Origin of the sequence: Paraburkholderia sp. SECH4, assembly GCF_030511745.1 — a bacterium.
Lineage (GTDB): Bacteria > Pseudomonadota > Gammaproteobacteria > Burkholderiales > Burkholderiaceae > Paraburkholderia > Paraburkholderia madseniana.
This window is the reverse complement of sequence record NZ_JALOCP010000022.1, coordinates 104,457-127,362: the sequence shown is the minus strand read 5'-3', so window position 1 is coordinate 127,362 and position 22,906 is coordinate 104,457. Positions and strand designations below refer to the sequence as shown.

Annotated in this window: 22 protein-coding genes; 15 read left to right on the top strand and 7 right to left on the bottom strand. The window is 62.4% G+C overall.

Annotation, left to right across the window (positions count from 1 at the left end):
* Positions 1 to 35 precede the first annotated feature (35 nt).
* The 13 genes from M0D67_RS26400 to hypB all read left to right on the top strand — a co-directional run bounded on the left by M0D67_RS26400 (position 36) and on the right by hypB (position 13,295).
* Positions 36 to 1,850: a nickel-dependent hydrogenase large subunit gene (locus M0D67_RS26400; protein WP_266240345.1), complete on the top strand. Its 1,815-nt coding sequence runs from the start codon at positions 36 to 38 to the stop codon at positions 1,848 to 1,850.
* Complete coding sequence (locus M0D67_RS26395; protein ID WP_154565638.1) at positions 1,847 to 2,449, top strand: NifU family protein; 603 nt, start codon at positions 1,847 to 1,849, stop codon at positions 2,447 to 2,449. The genes M0D67_RS26400 and M0D67_RS26395 overlap by 4 nt, the downstream gene beginning before the upstream one ends.
* Complete coding sequence (locus tag M0D67_RS26390; RefSeq protein ID WP_154565637.1) at positions 2,446 to 3,081, top strand: DUF5947 family protein; 636 nt, start codon at positions 2,446 to 2,448, stop codon at positions 3,079 to 3,081. Before M0D67_RS26395 ends, M0D67_RS26390 begins: the two co-directional genes overlap by 4 nt.
* The gene (locus M0D67_RS26385) at positions 3,074 to 3,721 is read left to right on the top strand and encodes a DUF6084 family protein (protein ID WP_266240344.1); all 648 of its coding nucleotides are present in this window, start codon (positions 3,074 to 3,076) and stop codon (positions 3,719 to 3,721) included. The genes M0D67_RS26390 and M0D67_RS26385 overlap by 8 nt, the downstream gene beginning before the upstream one ends.
* Positions 3,718 to 5,166 carry a hypothetical protein gene (locus M0D67_RS26380; protein ID WP_171929112.1) on the top strand — a complete coding sequence of 483 codons (1,449 nt, stop codon included), beginning with the start codon at positions 3,718 to 3,720 and terminating at the stop codon, positions 5,164 to 5,166. The genes M0D67_RS26385 and M0D67_RS26380 overlap by 4 nt, the downstream gene beginning before the upstream one ends.
* Entirely contained in the window at positions 5,163 to 5,714 is a 552-nt protein-coding gene (locus tag M0D67_RS26375) for a hydrogenase maturation protease (RefSeq protein ID WP_171929111.1), read from the top strand. Before M0D67_RS26380 ends, M0D67_RS26375 begins: the two co-directional genes overlap by 4 nt.
* Before the next feature lie 237 nt (positions 5,715 to 5,951).
* On the top strand, positions 5,952 to 8,363 hold the full coding sequence (gene hypF, locus M0D67_RS26370; protein ID WP_154565633.1) for a carbamoyltransferase HypF: 2,412 nt from the start codon (positions 5,952 to 5,954) through the stop codon (positions 8,361 to 8,363).
* A 129-nt stretch (positions 8,364 to 8,492) separates the two neighbouring features.
* On the top strand, positions 8,493 to 8,822 hold the full coding sequence (locus M0D67_RS26365; RefSeq protein WP_154565632.1) for a HypC/HybG/HupF family hydrogenase formation chaperone: 330 nt from the start codon (positions 8,493 to 8,495) through the stop codon (positions 8,820 to 8,822).
* Between the two features lie 30 nt (positions 8,823 to 8,852).
* Positions 8,853 to 9,569 (top strand): SIS domain-containing protein, encoded by a 717-nt coding sequence (locus tag M0D67_RS26360; protein ID WP_154565631.1) that lies wholly within the window; start codon positions 8,853 to 8,855, stop codon positions 9,567 to 9,569.
* Positions 9,566 to 10,837: a hydrogenase formation protein HypD gene (gene hypD / locus M0D67_RS26355; RefSeq protein ID WP_171929109.1), complete on the top strand. Its 1,272-nt coding sequence runs from the start codon at positions 9,566 to 9,568 to the stop codon at positions 10,835 to 10,837. The genes M0D67_RS26360 and hypD overlap by 4 nt, the downstream gene beginning before the upstream one ends.
* Positions 10,834 to 11,925: a hydrogenase expression/formation protein HypE gene (gene hypE / locus M0D67_RS26350; RefSeq protein WP_302273574.1), complete on the top strand. Its 1,092-nt coding sequence runs from the start codon at positions 10,834 to 10,836 to the stop codon at positions 11,923 to 11,925. The genes hypD and hypE overlap by 4 nt, the downstream gene beginning before the upstream one ends.
* A gap of 18 nt (positions 11,926 to 11,943) precedes the next feature.
* Entirely contained in the window at positions 11,944 to 12,273 is a 330-nt protein-coding gene (gene hypA / locus M0D67_RS26345) for a hydrogenase maturation nickel metallochaperone HypA (RefSeq protein WP_097392783.1), read from the top strand.
* On the top strand, positions 12,273 to 13,295 hold the full coding sequence (gene hypB, locus M0D67_RS26340) for a hydrogenase nickel incorporation protein HypB (protein WP_171929108.1): 1,023 nt from the start codon (positions 12,273 to 12,275) through the stop codon (positions 13,293 to 13,295). Before hypA ends, hypB begins: the two co-directional genes overlap by 1 nt.
* Positions 13,296 to 14,331: 1,036 nt before the next feature.
* On the opposite strand, the gene hpaC is transcribed toward hypB, so the two are convergent.
* Complete coding sequence (hpaC, locus tag M0D67_RS26335) at positions 14,332 to 14,880, bottom strand: 4-hydroxyphenylacetate 3-monooxygenase, reductase component (protein ID WP_266240343.1); 549 nt, start codon at positions 14,878 to 14,880, stop codon at positions 14,332 to 14,334.
* 269 nt (positions 14,881 to 15,149) lie between these two features.
* Between hpaC and M0D67_RS26330 the strand changes: the two genes are divergently transcribed.
* The gene (locus M0D67_RS26330; RefSeq protein ID WP_171927280.1) at positions 15,150 to 15,812 is read left to right on the top strand and encodes a response regulator transcription factor; all 663 of its coding nucleotides are present in this window, start codon (positions 15,150 to 15,152) and stop codon (positions 15,810 to 15,812) included.
* On the opposite strand, the gene M0D67_RS26325 is transcribed toward M0D67_RS26330, so the two are convergent.
* Genes M0D67_RS26325 through M0D67_RS26305 form a run of 5 tightly spaced genes read right to left on the bottom strand, consistent with a single transcriptional unit; the run spans position 15,802 to position 19,830 of the window.
* Positions 15,802 to 16,545, bottom strand: a complete 744-nt coding sequence (locus M0D67_RS26325; protein WP_266240342.1) for an SDR family NAD(P)-dependent oxidoreductase — start codon at positions 16,543 to 16,545, stop codon at positions 15,802 to 15,804. The genes M0D67_RS26330 and M0D67_RS26325 overlap by 11 nt on opposite strands.
* 5 nt (positions 16,546 to 16,550) lie before the next feature.
* Positions 16,551 to 17,681 (bottom strand): amidase, encoded by a 1,131-nt coding sequence (locus tag M0D67_RS26320; protein WP_171927282.1) that lies wholly within the window; start codon positions 17,679 to 17,681, stop codon positions 16,551 to 16,553.
* Positions 17,678 to 18,193: a nuclear transport factor 2 family protein gene (locus tag M0D67_RS26315; RefSeq protein ID WP_266240341.1), complete on the bottom strand. Its 516-nt coding sequence runs from the start codon at positions 18,191 to 18,193 to the stop codon at positions 17,678 to 17,680. Before M0D67_RS26315 ends, M0D67_RS26320 begins: the two co-directional genes overlap by 4 nt.
* A gap of 20 nt (positions 18,194 to 18,213) precedes the next feature.
* Positions 18,214 to 18,591, bottom strand: a complete 378-nt coding sequence (locus tag M0D67_RS26310) for a hypothetical protein (protein WP_266240340.1) — start codon at positions 18,589 to 18,591, stop codon at positions 18,214 to 18,216.
* A gap of 48 nt (positions 18,592 to 18,639) precedes the next feature.
* The gene (locus M0D67_RS26305; protein ID WP_266240339.1) at positions 18,640 to 19,830 is read right to left on the bottom strand and encodes an acyl-CoA dehydrogenase family protein; all 1,191 of its coding nucleotides are present in this window, start codon (positions 19,828 to 19,830) and stop codon (positions 18,640 to 18,642) included.
* Positions 19,831 to 20,081: 251 nt separating this feature from the next.
* On the opposite strand from M0D67_RS26305, the gene M0D67_RS26300 reads away from it, so the two are divergent.
* Positions 20,082 to 21,572: an ATP-binding protein gene (locus M0D67_RS26300; RefSeq protein WP_154560752.1), complete on the top strand. Its 1,491-nt coding sequence runs from the start codon at positions 20,082 to 20,084 to the stop codon at positions 21,570 to 21,572.
* A gap of 7 nt (positions 21,573 to 21,579) precedes the next feature.
* Here the strand turns inward: M0D67_RS26300 and M0D67_RS26295 are convergent, their stop codons facing one another.
* Complete coding sequence (locus M0D67_RS26295) at positions 21,580 to 22,896, bottom strand: MFS transporter (protein WP_266240338.1); 1,317 nt, start codon at positions 22,894 to 22,896, stop codon at positions 21,580 to 21,582.
* Positions 22,897 to 22,906 lie beyond the last annotated feature (10 nt).

Below are 22,906 nucleotides of genomic sequence, written 5' to 3'. Positions count from 1 at the left end.
TTGGCGGAATTCGACTTGTCAGCAGGGAGAAGGTCATGGCCGTTAGTACCGCACCTGAAGCGACCACCAGTACCCAGGCAGCGCCGGGCAAGCTGGTCGACATGAACTGGGATCCGATTACGCGGATCGTCGGCAGTCTGGGGATTTACACCAAGATCGATTTTGCGAACCGCCGTGTGGCGGAGTGCTACAGCACGTCGTCGATCTTTCGTGGCTACAGCATTTTCATGAAGGGCAAAGACCCGCGCGACGCGCATTTCATCACGAGCCGCATCTGCGGAATCTGCGGCGATAATCACGCGACCTGTTCCGTGTACGCGCAGAACATGGCATACGGTGTGAAGCCGCCGGCGATCGCCGAATGGATCGTCAATCTGGGTGAAGCGGCCGAATACATGTTCGACCACAACATCTTCCAGGACAACCTCGTGGGCGTGGATTTTTGCGAGAGGATGGTCAAGGAAACCAATCCCGGCGTGTGGGACAAGGCGCAGAAAACACCCGCGCCGCACGCGGACAAGCACGGCTATAAAACCATCGCGGACATCATGACTGCGCTCAATCCGTTCACCGGCGAGTTCTATCGCGAGACCTTGATGGTCAGCCGCTATACGCGCGAGATGTTCTGCCTGATGGAAGGACGCCACGTGCATCCGTCGACGCTTTATCCGGGTGGCGTGGGTACAGTACCGACCATTCAGTTGTTCACGGATTACATCACGCGCTTGATGAAGTACGTCGAGTTCATGAAGAAAGTCGTGCCGTTGCATGACGATCTGTTCGACTTCTTCTATGAAGCGCTACCGGGTTACGAAGAGGTCGGCCGCCGTCGCGTTCTGCTCGGGTGCTGGGGGTCTTTTCAGGACCCGAACGTATGCGATTACAACTACAACACGATGACGCAATGGGGCCGCGGCATGTTCGTCACGCCCGGCGTGGTGGTGGACGGCGAACTGTTGACGACCGATCTCGTCGACATCAATCTGAATATCCGTATCCTGCTGGGGAGTTCCTATTACGACGACTGGGATCACGAAGAGACCTTTGTCAAGAACGATCCGCTCGGCAATCCGGTGGACCGTAAGCATCCTTGGAATCAGACCACGTTGCCGCATCCGCAGAAGCGCAAATTCGACGGCAACTACACGTGGGTGATGTCGCCGCGCTGGCTCGACAAGCGCACCGGCGATCACCTTGCGCTCGATACCGGCGGTGGACCGATCGCGCGCTTGTGGGCCACCGCGTTGGCGGGGCTGGTCGATATCGGGTATATCAAGGCGACTGGTCACAGCGTGAAGATCTACTTGCCGAAGACCGCGCTCAAGCCCGAAGTCGAATTCGAATGGAAGATTCCGAAGTGGAGCAACGCGATCGAACGCGATCGTGCCCGCACCTATTTTCAGGCGTATTCAGCGGCTGCGGCCTTGTACTTTGCCGAGCAGGCGCTGGCCGAGTTGCACGCGGGACGCACTCGCACGTTCAGCGACTTCACGGTGCCGGAAGAGAGCATCGGTTGCGGTTTCCACGAAGCGGTGCGCGGCGTGCTCTCGCACCACCTCGTGATCCGCGACGGCAAGATCGCCAACTATCACCCGTATCCGCCCACGCCGTGGAATGCCAATCCACGAGATATCTACGGTACGCCCGGACCGTATGAAGACGCGGTGCAGAATACGCCGATCTTCGAAGAGAACGGACCGGACAAGTTCAAGGGCATCGACATCATGCGCGCGGTGCGCAGCTTCGACCCGTGCCTGCCGTGCGGCGTTCATATGTACGTCGGCAATGGCAAGACGATCGATACGTCGCACTCGCCGACCTTTGGTGTGATGCAGGGAGCGCACACGTGAGCAACGAGAGCGCGGTCGTCGCCCAGCAACGCCGCATCGACGAATTGATTGCGGCGCTGGAAGCGCTTGAGGATCCGCGCGCGCGTGAGCCTGCCAAAGAACTGCTGCAGGTCGTTCTCGATCTGCATACGAACGGGCTCGCACGGCTGATGGAGATCGTGTCGGAGGCGGGCGTGATGGACGTCGCCATGATCGAAGCGTTCGAGCGCGACGCCGGCGTGTCGGCGTTGCTGCTGTTGCACGGCCTGCATCCGCAGGACCTACCGACGCGCGTGTCGCGTGCGGTCGAAAAGATGCGGCCGTTGCTTGGCGTACAGGGCATCCAGATCGAGTTGCTCGACGCGGCGGAAGAGGCCGTGCGTGTGCGCGTGGCCGGCCGGCTGCAGGGCAAGCACAACTCAGTAGGCGAATTGCAGCAGGAAATCGAACGCTCGATTTTCGAAGCGGCGCCGGAAGCGATGCGCGTCGAGATCGCAGGTCTGCCGGACGTCAATGTGCATGAACTGCGCTTTGTGCCGCATCACGCCGAGTCGGTGAATGACGTAACAAAGGATGTGGCAAATGAGGTAGCAAGCCGGACCGAGGCCGGCGCTCAATGACGCCCGCCGCACCGACACGCGGCTGGGTCGCGCGGCTGCGCCAATTCGTGCGAAAAGCCGACGACATCCAGTGCGAGTTGTGCGGCCTGCCGCTTCTATCCGATCATCCGCATCTGTTCGAAACCGCCAAACGGCAGCTCTTTTGCTGTTGCCGCGCGTGCGCGCTGCTGTTCGGCAGTCAGCAGAATGCGCGCTATCGTCCGGTGCCGCGCGACGCGCACTATCTCGGCGGCTTTCGCATGAGCGATGCGCAATGGGACGCGCTGGCGATTCCCATCGATATCGCTTTCTTCTTTCATGACAGCGCGGCGCAACGCGTCGTGGCGCTGTATCCCGGACCGGCCGGCGGCACGCAATCGCTACTGGAATTGCAGGCGTGGGATGAGCTGGTCGCGGAAAATCCGTTGCTCGCGCAACTGCAACCCGACGTCGAAGCGCTGCTGGTCAACCGCAGCGAAGGCGCGCGCGATTATTACCGTGTGCCGATCGACCAGTGTTACGCGCTAACCGGCGTGATCCGCGCGCGTTGGCGCGGACTGTCCGGCGGCAGGGAGGCGTGGGATTCGATTCATCGATTCTTCGCCGCGCTGAAGACCCATGGCCGGGTACCGGAGGGCTTGCTCCATGCCTGATCTCGGGTTCACTGTCGAGTCGGCGGAAGTCGTGCCGTTCGCCGCAGCACCGCTGCTAACGTTCAGGCTGCGTATCGCCAATACGCCGGCGCAGGAAGAGATCGCCAGCATCACGTTGCAATGCCAGATCCAGATCGAAGCGACGCAGCGCCGCTACGCGCCCGCCGAGCAGTACGGACTCGAAGACCTGTTCGGTTCGCCGCCGCGTTGGGGCGAGACGCTGCGTACGCTGCTATGGGCGCATACGTCGATAGTCGCGCCACCGTTTGCCGGCGAATGCACGCTCGATTTGCCGGTGCCATGCAGCTACGACTTCAATGTGGCCGCAACCAAATACTTTCACGGCCTTGAAGAAGGCGAGATTCCGCTGATGCTGCAATTCAGCGGCACGGTGTTCTATCGCGAAGACGACGGCGCATTGCAGGCCGCGCCGATTCCCTGGCACAAGGAAGCGGCGTACCGGCTACCCGTTGCGCTATGGCGCGACATGATGATCCGCTACTACCCGAACGGCGCCTGGCTGTGTTTGCACCGGGATGTGTTCGATCGCCTCTCGCGTTACAAAAGCAGGCGGGGTCTCACGAGCTGGGAGCAGGCGGTGTCGAGCCTGCTTGACGGCGTCGAGGAGGACATATCGTGAATGCGGTCGAGAGCGTGGTTCAGGCGGTGCTGTACGAAGGCTACATGTTGTATCCGTACCGGCCGACTTCGGTGAAGAACCGGCAGCGCTGGACCTTCGGCGGCGTGTATCCGCGCGACTATGCCGAGGCGTCGGGTAGCGATCCGTGGGTGACGCAGACCGAGTGTCTGCTGCGCGGCGACAAGCGCACCCGTGTGGCCGTGCGGCCGGGTTTTCTGCAGGTGATCGAGCGGATGGTGCTCGATGTGGACGAGGGTTCGGCCGCGCGGCCGGAGTCGGGTGAGCCGGCCTGGCGTACCGTGCCCGCGCTCGATATCGACGAGCGGCGCTACACCGCATGGCAGGAAGCGGCCGAGCGGCACATCGCCGTACCGGTTCTGGTGATGGGCGAACTGCTTGACGCGCCGCTACAGATCGCGTTTTCGTTCGACGCCGCTACCGAGCTCGAACCGCTCGCTGACAGGCAAGGCACGCTGCGTGGCGCACTGCGCCGTATCCGCGCTTCGCTGCAAGGCCACGTCGAATTGAGCGCCGCGAGCGTGGCCGCCGGGGTTTATCGTTTGACGGTGCGCATCGTCAATGAGACACCGCTCGACAATGCCAACGGCTTGAAGCGCGATGCGGCTTCGCTGTACGCGCTGGTGTCCTGTCATACGGTGCTGACCATCGAGGGCGGCACGTGGATTTCTTCTATCGATCCGCCCACTGAACTGGCCGCGGCCGCCGCCGCGAGCCGCAATATCGGCGTGTGGCCAGTTCTCGTGGGTGACGAACAACAGCCCGACACGATGCTCGCCTCGCCGATCATTCTCTACGACTTCCCGCAGATTGCGCCTGAAAGTGCGGGCGATCTATTCGACTCCACGGAGATCGACGAAATCCTCACACTGCGTATTCTCACCATGACCGACGACGAAAAGCGCGAAATGATCGCCACGGACGAGCGCGCGCGTGCCTTGCTTGCACGTACCGAAAGTCTCGGTGCCGAGCAGATGGAGAAGCTGCATGGCACGTTGCGGCAGGTGCGCGCACTCGACGGGGCAAGTGTCGGCGGATTTTCACCGCTGGAAACGCCCGCCATGCCGGTGTCGCCATGGGCGGAACTCGACGCGCGGCCGCATCTGGCCTGCGTGCGGGTGGCGGGCGTCGAGATCCGGATCGGCGATCAGGTGCGCTTGCGCCCACGCGGTCGCGCGGACATCTTCGATATCGCGCTGAGCGGCATGGTTGCCACGATCGAATCGATCGAGCGCGATTTCGACGATCACGTGCACGTTGCCGTGACGGTCGACGACGACCCTGGCAAAGACTTCGGCCTGCAGCGCATGCCCGGACATCGCTTCTTCTTCGGCCCGGACGAGATCGAGCCGCTGGTCAATGGGGCCAGCCCGTCCAGGCCATTCGGCCCGTCCAGTCACGCCAGTCGTAAAGGAGGGCACGCATGAGCGCGATTCTGGTGGCGGGCATCGGCAATGTGTTTCTCGGCGACGATGGTTTCGGCGTCGAAGTGGTGCGCCGTCTGCGGGAGAAACTTAGTGCCGGGGAGTTGCCGGCGTTCGCTGACGGCGTGAGCGTGGCGGACTTCGGCATTCGCGGCATCGATCTCTGCTATGCGCTGCTCGACGGCGTGGACAGCGCAATTCTGATCGACACGACGCAGCGCGGCGGTGCGCCGGGCACGCTGTATGTGATCGAGCCGTCCGTTGAAGAGGCCGTCGGCGCTGAACCCGGCGATCCGTATGCGGCGCCGATCCTGATGTCGCCGCACGAAATGGATCCGGCCAAAGTGCTGCAAACGGTGCGGATGCTGGGCGGGGGCTGCGAGGACATTGTCGTGCTCGGTTGCGAGCCGCAAGACTTCGGGTTCGAGGATGGCGAGGAAGGCAGGATGGGCTTGAGCGGCACGGTGGCGGCGGTGGTCGAGCAGGCGGTCGAACTCGCTGTGACGCTTGTGATGGCAAGGATGGAGCGGTTGTCCGCACGGGTCGCTTGAGCGAACGGGCAGCCGGGCGGTTGAGTGGGCGTCCGCGCGCGCTGATGGATGGAGCGACTAAGCGGTGGGCCGTCACGGATACGGTGTGAAATAACTGAAGTGGGAGGCGTCATGAAAGGCTTTCTGAAGTACCTCTTGTTGCCGGCGTTGGTGCTCGGCGTGATCGCGAATATGAAGGACATCAAGCGCTATATCCGTATCCGCAACATGTAGGCGACAACAGTCAGGGAGGTGGCCATGAGCACGCAAACACAACCTGCCGGACAGTCTTCACCTCCACTCCCGGCGGTCCACGGACCGCTCGGCGAGGAAATCCGTGTGCGCGGACTGGTGCAAGGCGTCGGTTTTCGCCCGACCGTATGGCGGCTTGCGCATGCGTGCGGCGTGGTCGGCGACGTGCGCAACGATAGCGACGGCGTGCTGATTCATGCGTGGGGCGATGCGTGGACGCTGCAGCGCTTCATCGAAAGCTTGAGCGCGGAGTGTCCGCCGCTCGCACGCATCGACGCGATCGAGCGGCATCAACTGAGTGAAGCGGCCCAGGGCAGCGATTTCCGCATCGTGGCAAGCGAGACCGGCCATGTGCAGACCGGTGTCACGCCTGACGCAGTGATCTGCGCGGACTGTGCCGCCGAGATCGCCGATTCGGCGAATCGCCGTTACCGTTATCCGTTTACGAACTGCACGCATTGCGGGCCACGTCTTTCGATCGTTCAGGCCATACCCTACGATCGCGCCAACACAACCATGGCCGCGTTCGACCTGTGCGAAGCGTGCCGCGCCGAGTATGAGAATCCCGCCGACCGGCGCTTTCACGCGCAACCGGTCGCGTGTCCTGTATGCGGCCCGCGTGTCTGGCTGGAAAGCCGGCACGGCGCACGGGCTGACGGCGACGATCCCTGTCGTGCGGCAAGCCTGCTGTTGCGGCATGGTTCGATCGTCGCGATCAAAGGGCTGGGCGGCTTTCAGCTTGCCTGCGACGCTTGCGATGAGGCCGCGGTCGCCCGTCTGCGTCAATTGAAACGGCGCGAGCGCAAACCGTTCGCGTTGATGGCGCGCGATCTGCAGGCCGTACGCCGCTATTGCAAACCCGACGAGACGGAACTCGCGTTGCTGCATAGCGCGGCCGGACCCATCGTCATCCTGCGTGCCGACGGCGCGGAGTGCGTTGCACCTGGCGTCGCGCCGGGTGTGGGTACGCTCGGTTTCATGCTGCCGTCCACGCCGTTGCATCGTTTGCTGATGGAGTCGATCGACACGGCACTCGTGATGACGAGCGGCAACACGAGCGACGAGCCGCCGTGCATCGATAACGCCGATGCCCGAGCACGTCTCGGCCGCATTGCCGATGTCTTCCTGATGCACGATCGCGATATCGCACGCCGGGTCGACGATTCGGTGGCCCGCGTGGTGCAGGGCGAACCGCGTGTGTTGCGGCGCGCGCGCGGCTATGCGCCGGCACCGTTGCGGTTGCCGGCGGGTTTCGCCGAAACGCCGGCGGTGCTGGCAATGGGCGGCGAACTCAAGAACACCTTCTGTCTTGCGGGCAATGCACAGGCGATCGTCTCGCACCATCTCGGCGATCTGGAAGACGCGTTGACCTATGCGGACTATCGTCGCTCGGTGGCGCAGTATCTGCGCCTGTTCGAACATGAGCCGCAGGCGGTGGCGCTCGACTTTCATCCCGAGTACCTGTCGCGCAAGATCGGCTATGAACTCGCACAAACGTGGCAGGTCCCGGTGGTCGAAGTGCAGCATCATCACGCGCATCTCGCCGCGTGCATGGCGGAAAACGGCGTGGCGCTCGATGCGCTGCCGATGCTCGGCGTCGCACTCGACGGTCTCGGTTATGGCAACGACGGCACGCTGTGGGGCGGAGAATTCATGCTGGCGGATTACCGCAGTTTCACGCGTCTCGGCATGTTCAAACCCGTTGCGATGCCCGGCGGCACACGCGCGATCGACGAACCGTGGCGCAATGCTTACGCGCATCTGATGGCGGCATTCGATTGGCGCGGCTTCACGCGGCAATACGCTGGGCTCGACGTACAGCAGTTCCTCAGCAGCCGTCCGCGCGACGCGCTCGATACGATGATCGCGCAACGCGTCAATAGTCCACTGGCAAGCTCAGTGGGCCGTCTGTTCGACGCTGTGGCGGCGACACTCGGCGTGTGCCGGGAACGCGTGCTTTACGAAGGGCAGGCGGCTATCGAACTTGAGGCGCTGGTCGATCTGAACGCGCTGCGGAACGACAGCGACGCCCATGCGTACCCGTTTGAAATCATCAGCACCATGCCGGACGGTCTGCGTTGCATCGAGCCGCGGCCGATGTGGGAGACCTTGCTCGACGACCTGTTGCGCGGCACATCCGTGCCGGTCGTCGCGGCGCGGTTTCACAAGGGGCTGGCCATTGCGATCGTCCGAATGGTCGAATGCCTGGCCGACCTGCTGACAGGCCCGGTCGATGCACGCAGTGTGGTGTTGTCTGGTGGTGTTTTCCAGAATCGTATCCTGTTCGAACAGGTAGCCGGGCGGCTCGGCGCTGCGGGTTTTCGGGTGCTGACGCACCGGCAGGTGCCGGCCAACGACGGCGGGTTGTCGCTAGGGCAGGCGGTTGTGGCGGCGGCCCAGGGGCGCGAGGGGTTTTGAATGTGGTGTAGAGGCGGCGTGGAAGTAGCGATGTAGAGCCGGCCGTTCGGAAGTAGCGGTGCAGAGGTCGCTGGGCGGAAGTAGCGGTGCAAAAGTAGCAGCACAAAAGCGGGCTGATGGGAGAACACCATGTGTTTGGGCATCCCGGGACAGATCGTCGAAGTGACCGACGCGGCGAACGATCTCGCGCTCGTCAACGTCGGCGGTGTGCGGCGCGTGATCAACATTGCCTTCGTGATCGGCGAGGGACGGACGGCGAACTCGTGCATCGGCGAATGGGTGCTGGTGCACGTGGGCTTCGCGATGAGCCGGCTCGACGAGCAGGAAGCGGCGCGCACGCTCGCGTTATTGCACGAACTGGGCGTCGCGCAGGGCGAGATGAATGACATCGCCGGGATGGGCGAACTGCGGGACGAACTGCGGGACGAACTGCGCGAAGAATTGCGCAGCGCGCCTTAAGCGTCTGATCGGAAGCCAACGGAGGCCGGCATGCCCGAACATGAATCCCTGCAGACGCTGTATCCGTTCCTGCACGGCGCACGCCAGGACGCGGACAAGCTCGACGCGGCGCTGCTCGATTCAGTGCGTCTGAAAGCAAAGGACAGCGTCGACACCAAACAACGCTTCTTCGACGAAAACGGCCCAGTAGTGGTGCGAATTGCTCACGCGCTTGCCGAGATGTACCGCCGCGACGGCAGGCTCTTCACCATGGGCAATGGCGGTTCGAGTTGCGACGCCTCGCATATCGCCGTCGAATTTTTGCATCCGGTGACCACGGGTCGCCCGGCACTCACCGCCATCAACCTCGTGGCTGACACGGCCATGATGACCGCGGTCGGCAACGATGTCGGCTTTAGCCATATTTTCGTGCGGCAGCTGGTGGCGCAAGGCCGGCGTGGCGACGCGCTAATCGGCGTGTCGACCAGCGGAAATTCCGAAAACCTGCTGACTGCCTTTGCGAAAGCGAAAGAGATGGGTCTGCTGACTATCGGATTGTCCGGTCACGATGGCGGACGCATGGCCACCAGTGCCGCTGTCGATCATTGCCTTGTGGTGAGGAGTGACAGCATTCATCGCGTGCAGGAGACCCACGTCGCGATTTATCACATTCTGTGGGACCTCGTGCATACGCTGCTTGCCGACGACCGCGGCGGCCTCGCCGGTTCGGCTGGCCTGGCCAGCTCGGCGGAGGGAGGTGCACCATGAAATACGTCGATGAGTTTCGTGACCCGCACAAAGCGAAAACGCTGGAGAAGGAAATCCGCGCGCTGGTGTCCCGCATCGAGCGTGCCAAACAACGGCCGCTGCAAATCATGGAAGTGTGTGGCGGCCATACGCATACGATTTTCCGCTACGGCATTCAGCAAATGCTGCCCGATACGGTGGAGTTCGTGCATGGCCCAGGTTGTCCGGTGTGTGTGCTGCCGATGGGCCGCGTCGACGATTGCGTCGCGTTAGCCGAGCGTCCGGAGGTGATCTTCACGACCTTTGGTGACGCGATGCGCGTACCCGGTTCGAAGAAGAGCCTGCTGAAAGCGAAAGCCGACGGCGCGGACGTGCGGATGGTCTATTCGCCGCTCGACGCCTTGAAGATCGCGCAACAAAACCCAGACCGGGAGGTGATCTTCTTCGGTCTAGGCTTCGAGACGACCATGCCCAGCACCGCGATGACGGTTCTGCAGGCGCATGCGCAAAAGATCCACAATTTCTCGCTGTTCTGCAATCACATCACGATCATCCCGACCATCAAGGCGATTCTCGATTCGCCCGATTTGCATCTCGACGGCTTTCTTGGCCCGGGGCACGTCAGCATGGTGATCGGCACACGGCCCTATGATTTTATCGCCCGGCACTATCGCAAGCCGATCACGGTGGCGGGATTCGAGCCGCTCGATATATTGCAATCGATGTGGATGGTGTTGCGGCAGATCGAAACAGGGCGCTGCGAGGTGGAGAACCAGTATGGCCGGATCGTGACCGAGGACGGCAATGCGCAGGCTTTGTCGGCGGTGATGCGCGTGTTCGAGACGCGCGAGTTCTTCGAATGGCGCGGACTGGGTTCTATCGATCACTCGGGGGTCAGGGTCCGTGAGACGTTTGCCGCTTTCGACGCGGAGCGCAAGTTCGACGTGCCAAACCTGAAGATCGCGGACCCGAAAGCATGCCAATGCGGTGAGGTGTTGAAGGGCGTGATCAAACCGCATCAGTGCAAAGTGTTCGGCACCGCCTGCACACCGGAGTCTCCGCTCGGCTCGTTGATGGTGTCGAGCGAAGGCGCCTGCGCGGCTTACTACAACTATGGGCGTATCGATACGTCGCGGATCGATGAGCGGCGCGTTGCGCGGCAGAGCGTGAAATCAGCCGACGCGACGGCCCCGGCGTGCCTTGGCGCAAGCGGCGTGGCCGTTATGCCTGATGTGCCTGCGCTGATCGACGATGCAGCCTATGCGTCCACCACGCGAGGCCATTCATGAACGACCGCGTGCCCGATCCTCAGCAGCCGATGGCACCCCGCCGCGTGGCGCACATACGCGACGCTTCCGTCAATCTCGCACATGGCGGCGGTGGCCGCGCGATGCGGGATCTGATCGAAGACGTATTCGTCTCGACCTTCGACAATCCCACGCTCGCGGCGCTGGAAGATCAGGCCGTTTTCGCGCTCGCCGATCTTGCTGCGCATGGAGACCGTCTCGCGTTTACGACCGATAGCTACGTAGTCGATCCATTGTTCTTTCCAGGCGGCGACATCGGCACTCTGGCTGTATCGGGAACGGTCAACGATCTGGCCGTATGCGGTGCAACACCGTTATATCTCTCATGCGCAGTGGTGATCGAAGAAGGCCTTGCCGTCGATATCTTGCGACGTGTTGCCGCGAGCATGCAGCGGGTCGCGCTCGAAGCGGGCGTCGCGATCGTGACGGGCGATACCAAAGTGGTCGAACGCGGCTGCGCGGACAAGCTCTTTATCAACACCGCCGGCATCGGCGTGGTGCGCCGCGACGTGTCGATTTCGGCTCGCAACGCGCGCCCTGGCGACGTTGTGATCGTCAACGGTTATCTCGGCGATCATGGCGCGGCGATTCTGGTCGCGCGCCAGCAACTTGCCCTGGAAGCCGATGTGGAAAGCGATTGTTGTCCCCTCAACGGCCTGATCGCGGCAATGCTCGATGCGTGCCCGCAGATTCACTGTTTGCGCGATGCGACGCGTGGCGGCGTCGCGACTGTGTTGAACGAGTTTGCACAGAGTTCGAACGTGACGATACGGCTGCGCGAAGCGGACCTGCCGTTGCGGGAGGAGGTCAAGGGCGCGTGCGAGATTCTCGGCCTCGACCCACTGTATCTGGCTAACGAAGGCAAGCTGGTGGCCGTCGTGCCCGCCGATGCAGCCGGGCAGGTGCTCGCTGCCATGCGCGCGCATCCGGCGGGGCGCGAGGCGGCGGCAATTGGCACGGTGGAGGTGGGCGAGGTGGGCGCGGGTGGTCTTGTCGTCATGCAGACGGTGTTCGGCGGGCAGCGCATTGTCGACATGCTGGTGGGCGAGCAACTGCCGCGCATCTGCTGATCGCTGGAGGAGTGCGCCATGCATGAGTTGAGCATTGCCAACAGCGTCGTCGAGATTTGTGCGGAACAGGCCAACGGCGCGCGCGTGAGAAGGGTGACGTTGGAGATCGGGCGATTGTCGGCGGTGATGCCGGACGCGATCCGGTTTTGCTTCGACGTCTGCGCGAAGGACACGGCGGTGGAGGGCGCGACCCTGGAAATCATCGAGATGCCTGGGCAGGCACGTTGCCTCGCGTGCGGCGAGACGCTCGACATCGATGTGCCGTTCGGGCAGTGCGAATGCGGGAGCGACAATCTCGAACTGATTTCGGGCCAGCAGTTGAAGATCCGGCAGATGGAGGTGGTGTGATGTGTACGACATGCGGATGCTCGAATACGCAGGGCGCGGCGGTGACCGATCTGGATGCGGAGGAGGCGGCGCAGGCGGAAGCGGAATCGCAATCGCAAGCTACGCGAGAAGGCGCGGTAGTCGGCACGCGTGAACCGTCGTATCGGCGAGTGAGTGGAAATGAGCAGGGCCATGCACACCTGCATCCGCAGATCCACTCGCACGTGCACGGCCAGCCACATTCACACGACTCGCAGCATCCGCACCATCACGAACATGAACATTCGCACGACGGTGTCCTCGCGCATTCACATCCGCATGAGCATTCACATGACGGCGACCACGCGCACGGTCATACCCACACGCATGGTCACCCGCACAACCATGGGAGCGAGCACGTCACGTCAATCACTTTGGAACAGGACATTCTGGCGAAGAATCAATTGCTGGCCGAACGCAATCGCGGCTGGCTGGCGGGGCGATCGATTCTCGCGCTGAATCTGATGAGTTCACCGGGTGCGGGCAAGACTACATTGCTCGAGCGCACGATCCACGATCTTGGCGAGACGTTGCCGCTCACGGTGATCGAAGGCGATCAGGCGACGCTCAACGACGCCGAGCGGATTCGCGCAACGGGAGCACGTGTGGTTCAGATCAACACCGGCACGGGATGTCATCTGGATGCGGAGATGGCGTCGCGAGCACTGACGCAGCTCGATCCGCCGATGCATTCGGTTGTGATGATCGAGAATGTCGGCAACCTGGTGTGTCCCGCGTTGTTCGATCTTGGGGAAGGGGCCAAGGTGTTGATTCTTTCCGTCACGGAAGGCGAGGATAAGCCGATCAAGTATCCGCATATGTTTCGGGCTTGTTCGTTGTTGTTGTTGAACAAGATCGATCTGTTGCCGTATTTGCGGTTTGATGTCGAGCAGTGTATTGGCTATGCCCGGAAGGTCAATCCTGGGATTGAGATTTTGCGGGTGTCGGCGCAGAGCGGTGAAGGAATGGACGCCTGGTATGCGTGGCTTCGGGCGATGCGGTAGGGGTTTTTGTGCCTGCTCGGCGCTTTTGTCAGTGTTCTTGGGGCTTTGGCCTTTCCTTGTTTTGTTAGTGGTCTATTAGCGTTGCCCCTGTGCGGGGCGGCACCTACTTCTCTTTGCCGGCTGCAAAGAGAAGTAGGCAAGAGAAAGCAGCTCAAACCGCTAATGCTAAGTGGGCACCGTGGTCTGCTGCGGGTAGTGGTGCATCTGGAATCTGGGTTCGTGCCCCTGCATACGCCAGTGACAAGGGCGTCATACTTCCGGCGGCGCTGCGCGCGCCGAAGAGCAGTTCATAAAACCACCCGCTACGTTTTAACGTCTACGCCTCGCCACCGGGCCGTGGCTCGCCCTTGCACCGCCGCAGCTGTGACCGTGATTGAGGGGCACCGACGTATCATTTGAAGTGGGGGTTCTCGGGCGAATGCAGGAGCACGTCGCCGAGGCGAAGCCGACGGCCCCCTGCAGACTTGAACCGAAGCCTGTGGTTTCCCATGCAGACCCGTCCGCGACGCACGCAGTGCGGAGTGGGAGCTGATGAGCCCCTTGTCACTAACGCGGAATGTGCGAGAACACGGATTCCAGATGCACCACTACCCATGGCAGACCACGGGCCCCACTTAGCATTAGCGGTTTGAGCTGCTTTCTCTTGCCTACTTCTCTTTGCAGCCGGCAAAGAGAAGTAGGTGCCGCCCCGCACAGGGGCAACACTAATAGACCACTAACAATGCAAGGAAAGGCACCAAAGCCAGATCAAGGAAAGGCCAAAGCCCTAAGAACACTGACAATGAGCGCCGCGCAGGCAAAAGAGGAATTCAGAACTTCTGCCGTAGGACCACCCGTGCTGCCAAAGAACAAAGTATTCGGATTGGCGACATCGAGACAACCCACACCCAGCGCCAACGGCCCATTCCCTTAATCTGATCGACTGTTTCGTTGAAGCCGTCGCGGCGGTGCCGCAGTTTCAGTTCGATACCGATAGCGCGGGCGTAATTTAAGCAGGCCACGCGCCGCGGCTGGTTTCAATCGTTCCCGTCGCACCTCAATGCGATGCCGAGCGCTTGATGCGGTGGAAATTGCGATCGAAATAGATCAAGCCATCACCATCCGTGCGCACGCTGATGCAGGTGGTTTTGACGAACATGACCGAGTGCGAACCCACTTCCTTCAGATCGACGATCTCGCCCTGCAGACTCGCGAGTGCGTCGCGCAAAACAGGTACACCGTGCGTGCCGTCGTCCCAGATCGGCCAGCCAAAGCGTTCCTCCATCGGCACCTGCGTCATGCCGGCGAAGTGACGCGCGAGCAGTTCATGCTCGCCAGGCAGTACGTTGATGCAGACATGCCGGTTGCGTTCGAAAGTAGCGTGCATCGCGCTCGAGCGGTTCAGGCAAACAAGCAACGTGGGCGGCGTATCAGTGACGGAGCACACGGCGCTCGCGGTGACGCCGCAGCGTCCATGCGGACCGGCGGTCGTGATGACGTTCACGGCCGCGGATAGATGCGCCATGGCCTGACGGAATTGCTGCCTGGCTGCCTGCTCGGTGTCGGCAACAGGAGTCGCTTGCGTTGCTTGTGGGTTCGGCGTCATGTTCTGGGTTCCGGGGGGTGCGGTAGGGATCTGGATTCAAGCGTAATCAATCCACGCACGGAAAAAAATCAGCGCGAGCGGTGCGCGTAGAGGCCTCTTTCCCAGTCCGTCTAAAGGTTTCCCCAATGCATGTCGGCACGGTGCAGCGTATGAGCGACTTTAATCCGCGCTACAGGGTAATTATCGCTTTGCAGCGCTTTTTCCACTGGTTATCATGAGCCAGCAAGACGCTTCGAATCGCACCCATCCCGAACCGTTCCACTGACTCCATGTCCCAGCAGCCTCAGTCCGCTTTGTCCCCCGCACCGATCGTCTATATCGTCGACGACGACAACGGCATGCGCACCTCGCTCGCATGGCTGCTCGAGTCGGTCGGCGTGAAGTCGGCGGGTTTCGCCAACGCTAGTGAATTTCTTAGCGCGTTTGATCCGGACGTGCCCGCGTGTCTTGTGCTCGATGTGCGCATGCCGGAGCAAAGCGGCTTCGACGTGCAAGCGGAGTTGAACCGTCGAGGTGCGACGCTGCCGATCATTTTCGTCAGCGGTCACGGCGACATTCCGATGTCGGTGCGCGCTTTGCAGAACGGCGCGATCGATTTCGTCGAGAAACCGTATAACTCGCAGCAGATGCTCGATCGCGTGCAGCGTGCGTTGAAACTTGCGTCGCAACGTCACGCCGCTGATCAGAAACAGCGCGAGTTACGCAAGCGCCTGGCGTCGTTGACGGCACGCGAGAAAGAAGTGCTGCGCGGTGTGATCGACGGCAAGGGCAGCAAGCGTATCGCCTCTGATCTGTCCATCAGCGTGAAGACTGTCGACGTGCATCGCGCGAGCATCAAAGACAAACTTGGCGCGGCGTCCATCGCGATGCTGGTGCGCGACGTGATGGCGGTGTGGGATCAGGAGGTGGCCGCGTCGGGCACTAACGCATGAATAAGCCGCCATTCACGTCCCAGCATGCGCCGTTTGCAAAGTAAGCGTTCTCTGCAGCCAGCATGACCGCGACATCGGCGACATAGTCCGCTGAGCCCAGACGTCCCGCCGGAATGTTGGCGATCACCGCCTTCAGTTTGTCGGCCGCGACGCTCTCGTGCACGATCGGCAGATCCATCGGCCCAGGTGAAATCGCGTTGACGGTTACGCCCGCTGTGCCGAGGTCGCGCGCGAACACCTTGGTCAACGTGATGACGCCGCCTTTAGCTGCCGCATAGTGCGCACCGGTGGCCGATCCGCCGTTCTGTCCCGCAAGCGAGGCAATATTGACGATGCGGCCCGCGCCGGCGTCGGCGAAATGCTGGCCGAACACCTGGCAGCCGAACAGCACGCTGCGCAGATTCACGTTGATCACCTGATCGAACTGCTCGGCGGTGATCTCCATCACGGGTACGACTTTGGATGCGCCTGCGTTGTTGATCAGTGCGTCGATACGGCCCCAGCGTTGCAGGATCGCATCGCGTGCGGATTCGAATGCGGTCTTCGCGGTGACGTCCAGATTCAGTGCGAAGGCGCTCGAGCCGTCGGCACTCAGATCGCGGGCGAGAGCCTGTGCGGCATCGAACGCAATGTCGCCGATGGCGACCGCATAACCCGCTGCGTGAAAGCGCGTGGCAATCGCGGCGCCAAGACCGCGCGCGGCGCCAGTGACGAGTACGACTCTTTTCTGCATTGCTTTTACTCCGTGAGAAGAGCGGCTTCGAAACGCGCCGCAATCGCGCACACCTGCTCATCCGCCCCCTTGCGTCCGACGATCTGCAAGCCCGCCTTGAGCGGCGAGCCATCGATAGGCAACGGCAAGCTCAATGCCGGATGGCCGCTCAGATTGAACGGCCGGATCAACGACGACATGGCGATGACCGGCGTGCCGCCGCGTGCCTCGTCGAGCGTGATCGGCAGCGCGGGAAGTGTGGGCAGAATCAATACATCCACGCTTTCAAGCGCGTGATCGACAGCGGCTGTGAATTGCCGACGTACCGACTCCGCCGCCTCGCATTGCGCCGCGGTTGTATTCGCAGCGGCGCGCAGCCGTGCATCGAGATCGGCACCGAGCTTGCCGGTTGCCACGAGATGACCGAACGCATGAAAAGTTTCTACGTTGATGATCGCGAGGCCCGCTTCGAAGGCGGCGGCAAGCCCTGCAAGTTCCAACGTGCGAGCGGTGCAATCAGCCTGGTCCGCCGCGCGCGTAACGGCTTTAAGGATTTCCGGCATTGCGTCGACTTGCACGATACCGACGTTCCACGCGCCGCTTCGTGCCGCTTGGGCCGCATGTGTGTCGAAGTCTGCGGTAATCGCCTGCATCGCGGCAACGATCATCTGCATCTCGCGCGCGAACGGTCCGACACAATCGAGCGTCGATTCACGCGGTGCAACGCCGCGCCGCGAGACGCGTCCAAAAGTCGGCTTCAAACCGATTACGCCGCAACACGCAGCGGGGCCACGAATCGAACCACCGGTGTCCGTGCCAAGCGCGGCATCGGCAAGCTTCAAACCAACCGCGGCCGCTGAACCGCTCGACGAGCCGCCGGGAATACGCGAGGCGTCCTGGGGATTTTGCGGCGTGCCGGTGTAATCGTTGATGCCAGTCATGCCGAATGCCAGCTCGTGCATATTCGCCTTGCCGACGATGTGCCAGCCGGCATCGAGCAAGCGTTCAACGACTTCCGCATGCTGCTGTGCAGCGGGTCTATCGGCCAACGCGCGGCTCGCCGCTGTGGTCGCATAGCCGGCGATATCGATCGTGTCCTTGATCGCGATGCTGGGGCCCGTGCCGCCTATCGACAATGTCTGGATAAATTCGTTCATGGGTTCGGTTTCCTTGCATTGACTTGCCAGGGCGCATCGAAAAGACGCTCGGTGCGAAAGTGCGTGATGAGCCAGTCGCGACCATTGTCGGCGGGCGCGAAATCCACATTGAGGCGCGCCGAGATCAACTCGGCTTGCGCGTCGACGTAGCCGGACGCTTGCAGCATGATCCAACGGCCTTTCGCGGTTGCGCCCTGCACCTCGATGGTTTCCGACGTGAGGAAATGCACGTTGACCGAGAAATGCGGCGACGGCGGCAAGTAGCGCGTGAGCATCGCGAGAATTTCCGCGTGACCGGTGAGGCGGCCGAACTTGCTCGCGTACTGCGGGCCGATGCCTTCCCAGATCGCGTCGGCAGCGAAGAGGGCCGCAAGCGTCTCGCCTTCCAGCACACCCGAAGGCACGTCGCAGAGCGCCATATAGCGCGCCATCGTGCAGCGCACGGCGGATTCGGCTTCGAGCGCGACAAGCCGTTCGGTCAACCGGGCAAGCGTATCCGTGTTCTCGTTCATCGCATCATGCTCCGGCACGCTCAAGCCGCGTTGTCGTGTTGCGGCGGCACTTGCAGCGCGCGGCCAACGCGCGCTTCGATCTTGCCGTAGCGCCACAGGTTATATTCGCCGACCGGTGTAGTGCGATACAGATTGCACACCGCCACTGCGGTATCGAAGTCGCGCACGTCGGCCATGATGTAGAACGTCCACGGCGAGTTGTCAGCATTGCCGACGGTGAGGCGGTCGTCGTCCATGATGCCGAGCACGCTGACGCCGTCCATCGATTCGACCGCCGCCAGCATCTTGCCGTAAGCCTGCCAGACTTCGCCGATCTTCTCGCGCGGCAAGTCGAAGAAATTCTGCGTCACGCCGCAGCAGAACAGAACGCGCAAGGGCAGCTTCGGGTTATCGGACATCGTGTGGTTCTCCATGAAATCGTTTGAACGGCAAAATCAGAAAATGGCTTACAGGTAGCCCGGAATCGGCGGCACGCCGACGAACACCGCACCGGCGCCATCGAAGTTGCCTTCGCCGAGGAACGCGTGCTGGGTGACCACCATTGCGTCGCGCACCAGGCGCTGCAGCGGATGCGAGCGGTAGATCGCCATCGTGCCACCGAGCCGGTAAGCGCGCTGCACGACGTCGGCGCCTTCGCGGGCGATCTGCGTCGCGGCGAGCCGCAGCAGGCTGGTCTGGTCCGGTGTAACGGGGTTGCCGGCGAGGATCGATTGCCAGACGTCGTCGGTGGTGTCGTAGAAGAACGCGCGGGCTGAACGCAATTGCGCTTCGGCTTTCGCCAATTCGATCCGGTAGTACGCGCGGTCGGCGAGTTGCGGCGCGCCGGTTGTCGTTTTGCGGCCGCCGGCCATCTGGTTGGCGACATCGAGCGCCGCGCGTGCAAGGCCAAGGTTGACCACGGCCAGCACTTGCGCCGCGTAGGCGATGGTTGGATAGCGATACAGCGGTTCGTCGACGCAAGGTTCGCCGCCCCGCACGAAGGTCCAGTCGTCGGTGACGAACTGATCGGTGACGCGCAGATCGTGGCTGCCGGTACCTTGCATGCCGACCACATCCCAGTTCTCGACGATCTCAACCTGATGCGGGCGGAACACGGCGGTGCGTGGTTTGCCGGGCGCACCAGCGGCGCCCGAGCCTGAGCTGGCCGCACCGATTCCGACGCCGAGCCAATCCGCGCCCTTGCAGCCGCTCGCGAATTTCCACGTACCGTTTACACGCCAACCACCGTCGGCAGGCTGAGCGGCTTGCACCGGGAACAGACCGCCTGCGAACACCTGATCGGGACCATCGGCGTAGATCTGCGCCTGAGTGGCCAGAGGCAAGGCCGCAAGATACACGTTCGCCGAGCCGAAACTCGCGACCCAGGCCGCCGAGCCGTCCGCTATCGCGATACGTTCGATCATGTCGAGAAACGCGGTAGGTGCGAGCGCATCGCCGCCAAAACGCTTGGGCGTTGCGGCGCGATACACGCCCGCACGCTTGAGTTTGACGATGACGTCGCGCGGCACATGCGACAGGCGATCGAACTCTTCGCGCCGTGCGGCGATTTCGACGATGACGTCGGCGAGCGGCAAACGCGTTGCATCGCGGCTGGCTTCTGCGACGGCGGCAACAGTGTCGATGGCGGTGTCTGACATGGCGGGGCATCTCCTTGATTCGTTATCGGCTGGAACACGAGGCACGCTTTGGTCGCGGGCAAAGACGCCGGCGACAGCGCGTGCAGGGTGAGGCCAGTCTAGAAATGCAAAAAGAACGCTTCAATTGGGACGCGAGAGGTGTTTTTAGGTACCGCGCCGGGGGTATCTAAAGAAATCTTCAGACGCGAATCATGCCGACTGGTGTTATGTTCCTCCACGTACGCGATCGAACTTTTGTGCAGCCTCGCCCGATGAATTTCCCCGCCGAAGAAGATTTCCACCGCCTGCTCGACGCGCTGACGCTGTGCGTGCTGCTGCACGACGCCGAAACGAAGGCGATCGTGTGGGCCAATCGCGCGGCTTGCGAGGCGCTGGGTTTTACGCTTGAAGAAATGCTGCCGCTCAAGGCGAAAGACATGACCCGCCCGGTGCCGAAGTACCGGCGCGAGATCGGCGTCGGGGCCATGGACCGTGCGATCACCGAGGGCCCGCAGGTCTACGAGTGGTGTTACCGCTCGCGCACGGGCGCCGATATGCTGTCCGAAGCCATTGCAACCTACGTGCCGCTGGAGGAGCGCGCGGTGGTGATGGTGCAGTTCCGCGACATCAGCGTCGAGGACACGCTCAAGCAAACGCTGCGGCGTTACGAGTCGCGGCTCCGTGAGTTCATGCAGGATCTGGGGGAGGGCGTGGCCGTGCTGACGCCCGCGGGCGAAGTGGAATTCGTCAGCGAATCCGGACGGCGTGTGCTGGGTCTGGAAGAGGGCGCGCCAATGGGCGACGTGCTCGACTATTGCAGCGAGTCGGATCGCGACCGTCTGCTCGAACAGCTCGCCGCAGCACCGCGCATCCAGCCTTCGGCACCGCAGCGTTATCGCATCACGCGCCGCGACGGCACGCCGGGCTGGTTGCGCATCACGTGCAGACGCATCGAGATCGAAGACGACCTCAACGGGCGCCTGCTGCACTTTCGCGACATCACGGACGAAGTCGCTGTCGAAGAAGCGCGCCGTAACGAGGCGCGGCTGCTGGAATACGCGGGGCGCTACAACGCGATGGGCGAAATGGCGACCGCAATCGCACACGAGTTGAGTCAACCGCTCGCCGCGGTGCGCAATTTCATCGAGGGCGCGATTCTGCGGCTCGGGCAACCGGGACCCGTCGACGATGCGTTGTGGGGCCTGCGCAGCGCCGATCGTCAGGCCGAGCATGCGGCGGTGATCATCAAAAGCGTGCGCGATTACATCGTCAAGCGGGAACCGAGCGAGACCCATGCGGACCTGCGTGACGTTATCGCGGACGTCGCGTACTTCATCGAATTGCGCGCGCGAGACGCGGGGGTTGCGGTCACGATCGAGCAGGCACCGGAAGCCTTGCCGGTGTATTGCGAGCGCGTGCTGATTGGTCAGGTTGTGCTGAATCTGGCGTTCAACGCGATCGAGGCGCTGACGGAATGCACGCATGTCGCTGCAAAGCGGGGTGAATTGCGCCTCGTCACCAGTCTGCGTGGAAAATACGCGCTCGTGCAGGTCATCGACAACGGCCCCGGCGTGCCCGCCGAAGCGCACGGCCGCCTGTTCGACGGGTTCTCTTCGTCGAAGGCGGGTGGCAACGGCATTGGTTTGTCGCTGTGCAAAAACATCGTCACGCGGCATGGTGGCGAAATCTGGGCCAAACCGGCGCGGCAGGGCGGGCTTCAATGCAGCTTTACGCTGCCGATTATGGCCGTTCCCGCCGGCTGATCGCGTTTCAATCATGCGTCGTGTTGATGTTCTTCGGAATGGTCACGAGCGTGATCGCGGTGATGAGACCGAAGCCGATCAGCATCAATGCGACCGGCCACGGCGCATGCACCTTCGAATACAGCGCGATCGCGACCAGAGGCGCGAGTCCGCCGGAAAACACAGAGGCGATTTCATGGCCTAGCGCCATGCCCGAATAGCGGACCTCGGTAGGAAAGAGTTCACCCATTAGCGCAGGCTGTGTGCCGATCATCGCGGCGTGGCAGAACGGCAAACCCAATGCGAGCGAGAGGAACACGAGCAACGGTTCATGCGTATCGATCAGCCAGAACGCGGGAAATGCGATCACGACAAGGCCGAGCGCGCCGATCATATACACCGGCCGGCGTCCGATCACATCCGATAGCCGCCCCCACAGAACGATCGTGGCGAGTTCGAGCAGCATCGCGAGCATCACGCCGCCGAGCATCACCGAGACAGGCACACCGATCGTCTTGCCGTACACCAGCACGAACGAGAGGAAGATATACGTGCCGCCGTTTTCAGCGATACGCAGCCCCATGGCCTGCAAGACCTGCTTCGGGTGATTGCGCAGCACGGTCAGCACCGGCATGTGCTTTGGTTTGGCACCGGTAAAGTCGCGGCTCTCCGGCAGGCTCCGGCGAATATAGACACCGACGCCGAAGATCAACACGCTCGCGAGAAACGGCAGGCGCCAACCCCAGGACATGAAGCTTTCCACCGGCAGGCGCTGCACCAGATAGAACGCGGCCGCCGACAGCACGAAGCCGCCCGCCACGCCCAACTGACTGAACGATGCGTAATAGCCACGGCGATTCGCCGGTGCGCTCTCGCTGATGAGCAGCACGCCACCGCCCCATTCGCCGCCGGACGCAATGCCTTGCACGACCCGCAAACAGATGAGCGCGATCGGTGCGAGGAAGCCGATTTGCGAGAACGTCGGCAACAGGCCGATGCCGAAGGTCGCCACGCCCATCATCATCAGCGTCACGACGAGCGCGCGTTTGCGGCCATGCCGGTCGCCGATATGACCGAACACGATGCCGCCCAGCGGCCGCGCCAGGAAGCCGATCGCAAAGCCTGCAAACGCGGCAAGGGTGCCCATCAGCGGATCGCCGTGCAGCGGGAAGAACAGCGGCCCGAAGATCAGGGCCGCTGCCGTGCCGTACAGAAAAAAGTCGTACCACTCCAGCGCATTGCCGATCACGGAGGCGACGATGATTCGCCGCAGTGTCCGCGAGGTCGCAGGCGCCGCTGGCGTGGCGGCTGATACGGCCGTGGGAGAAAGCGTGTCGTTTGGCATCGTCGTGCTC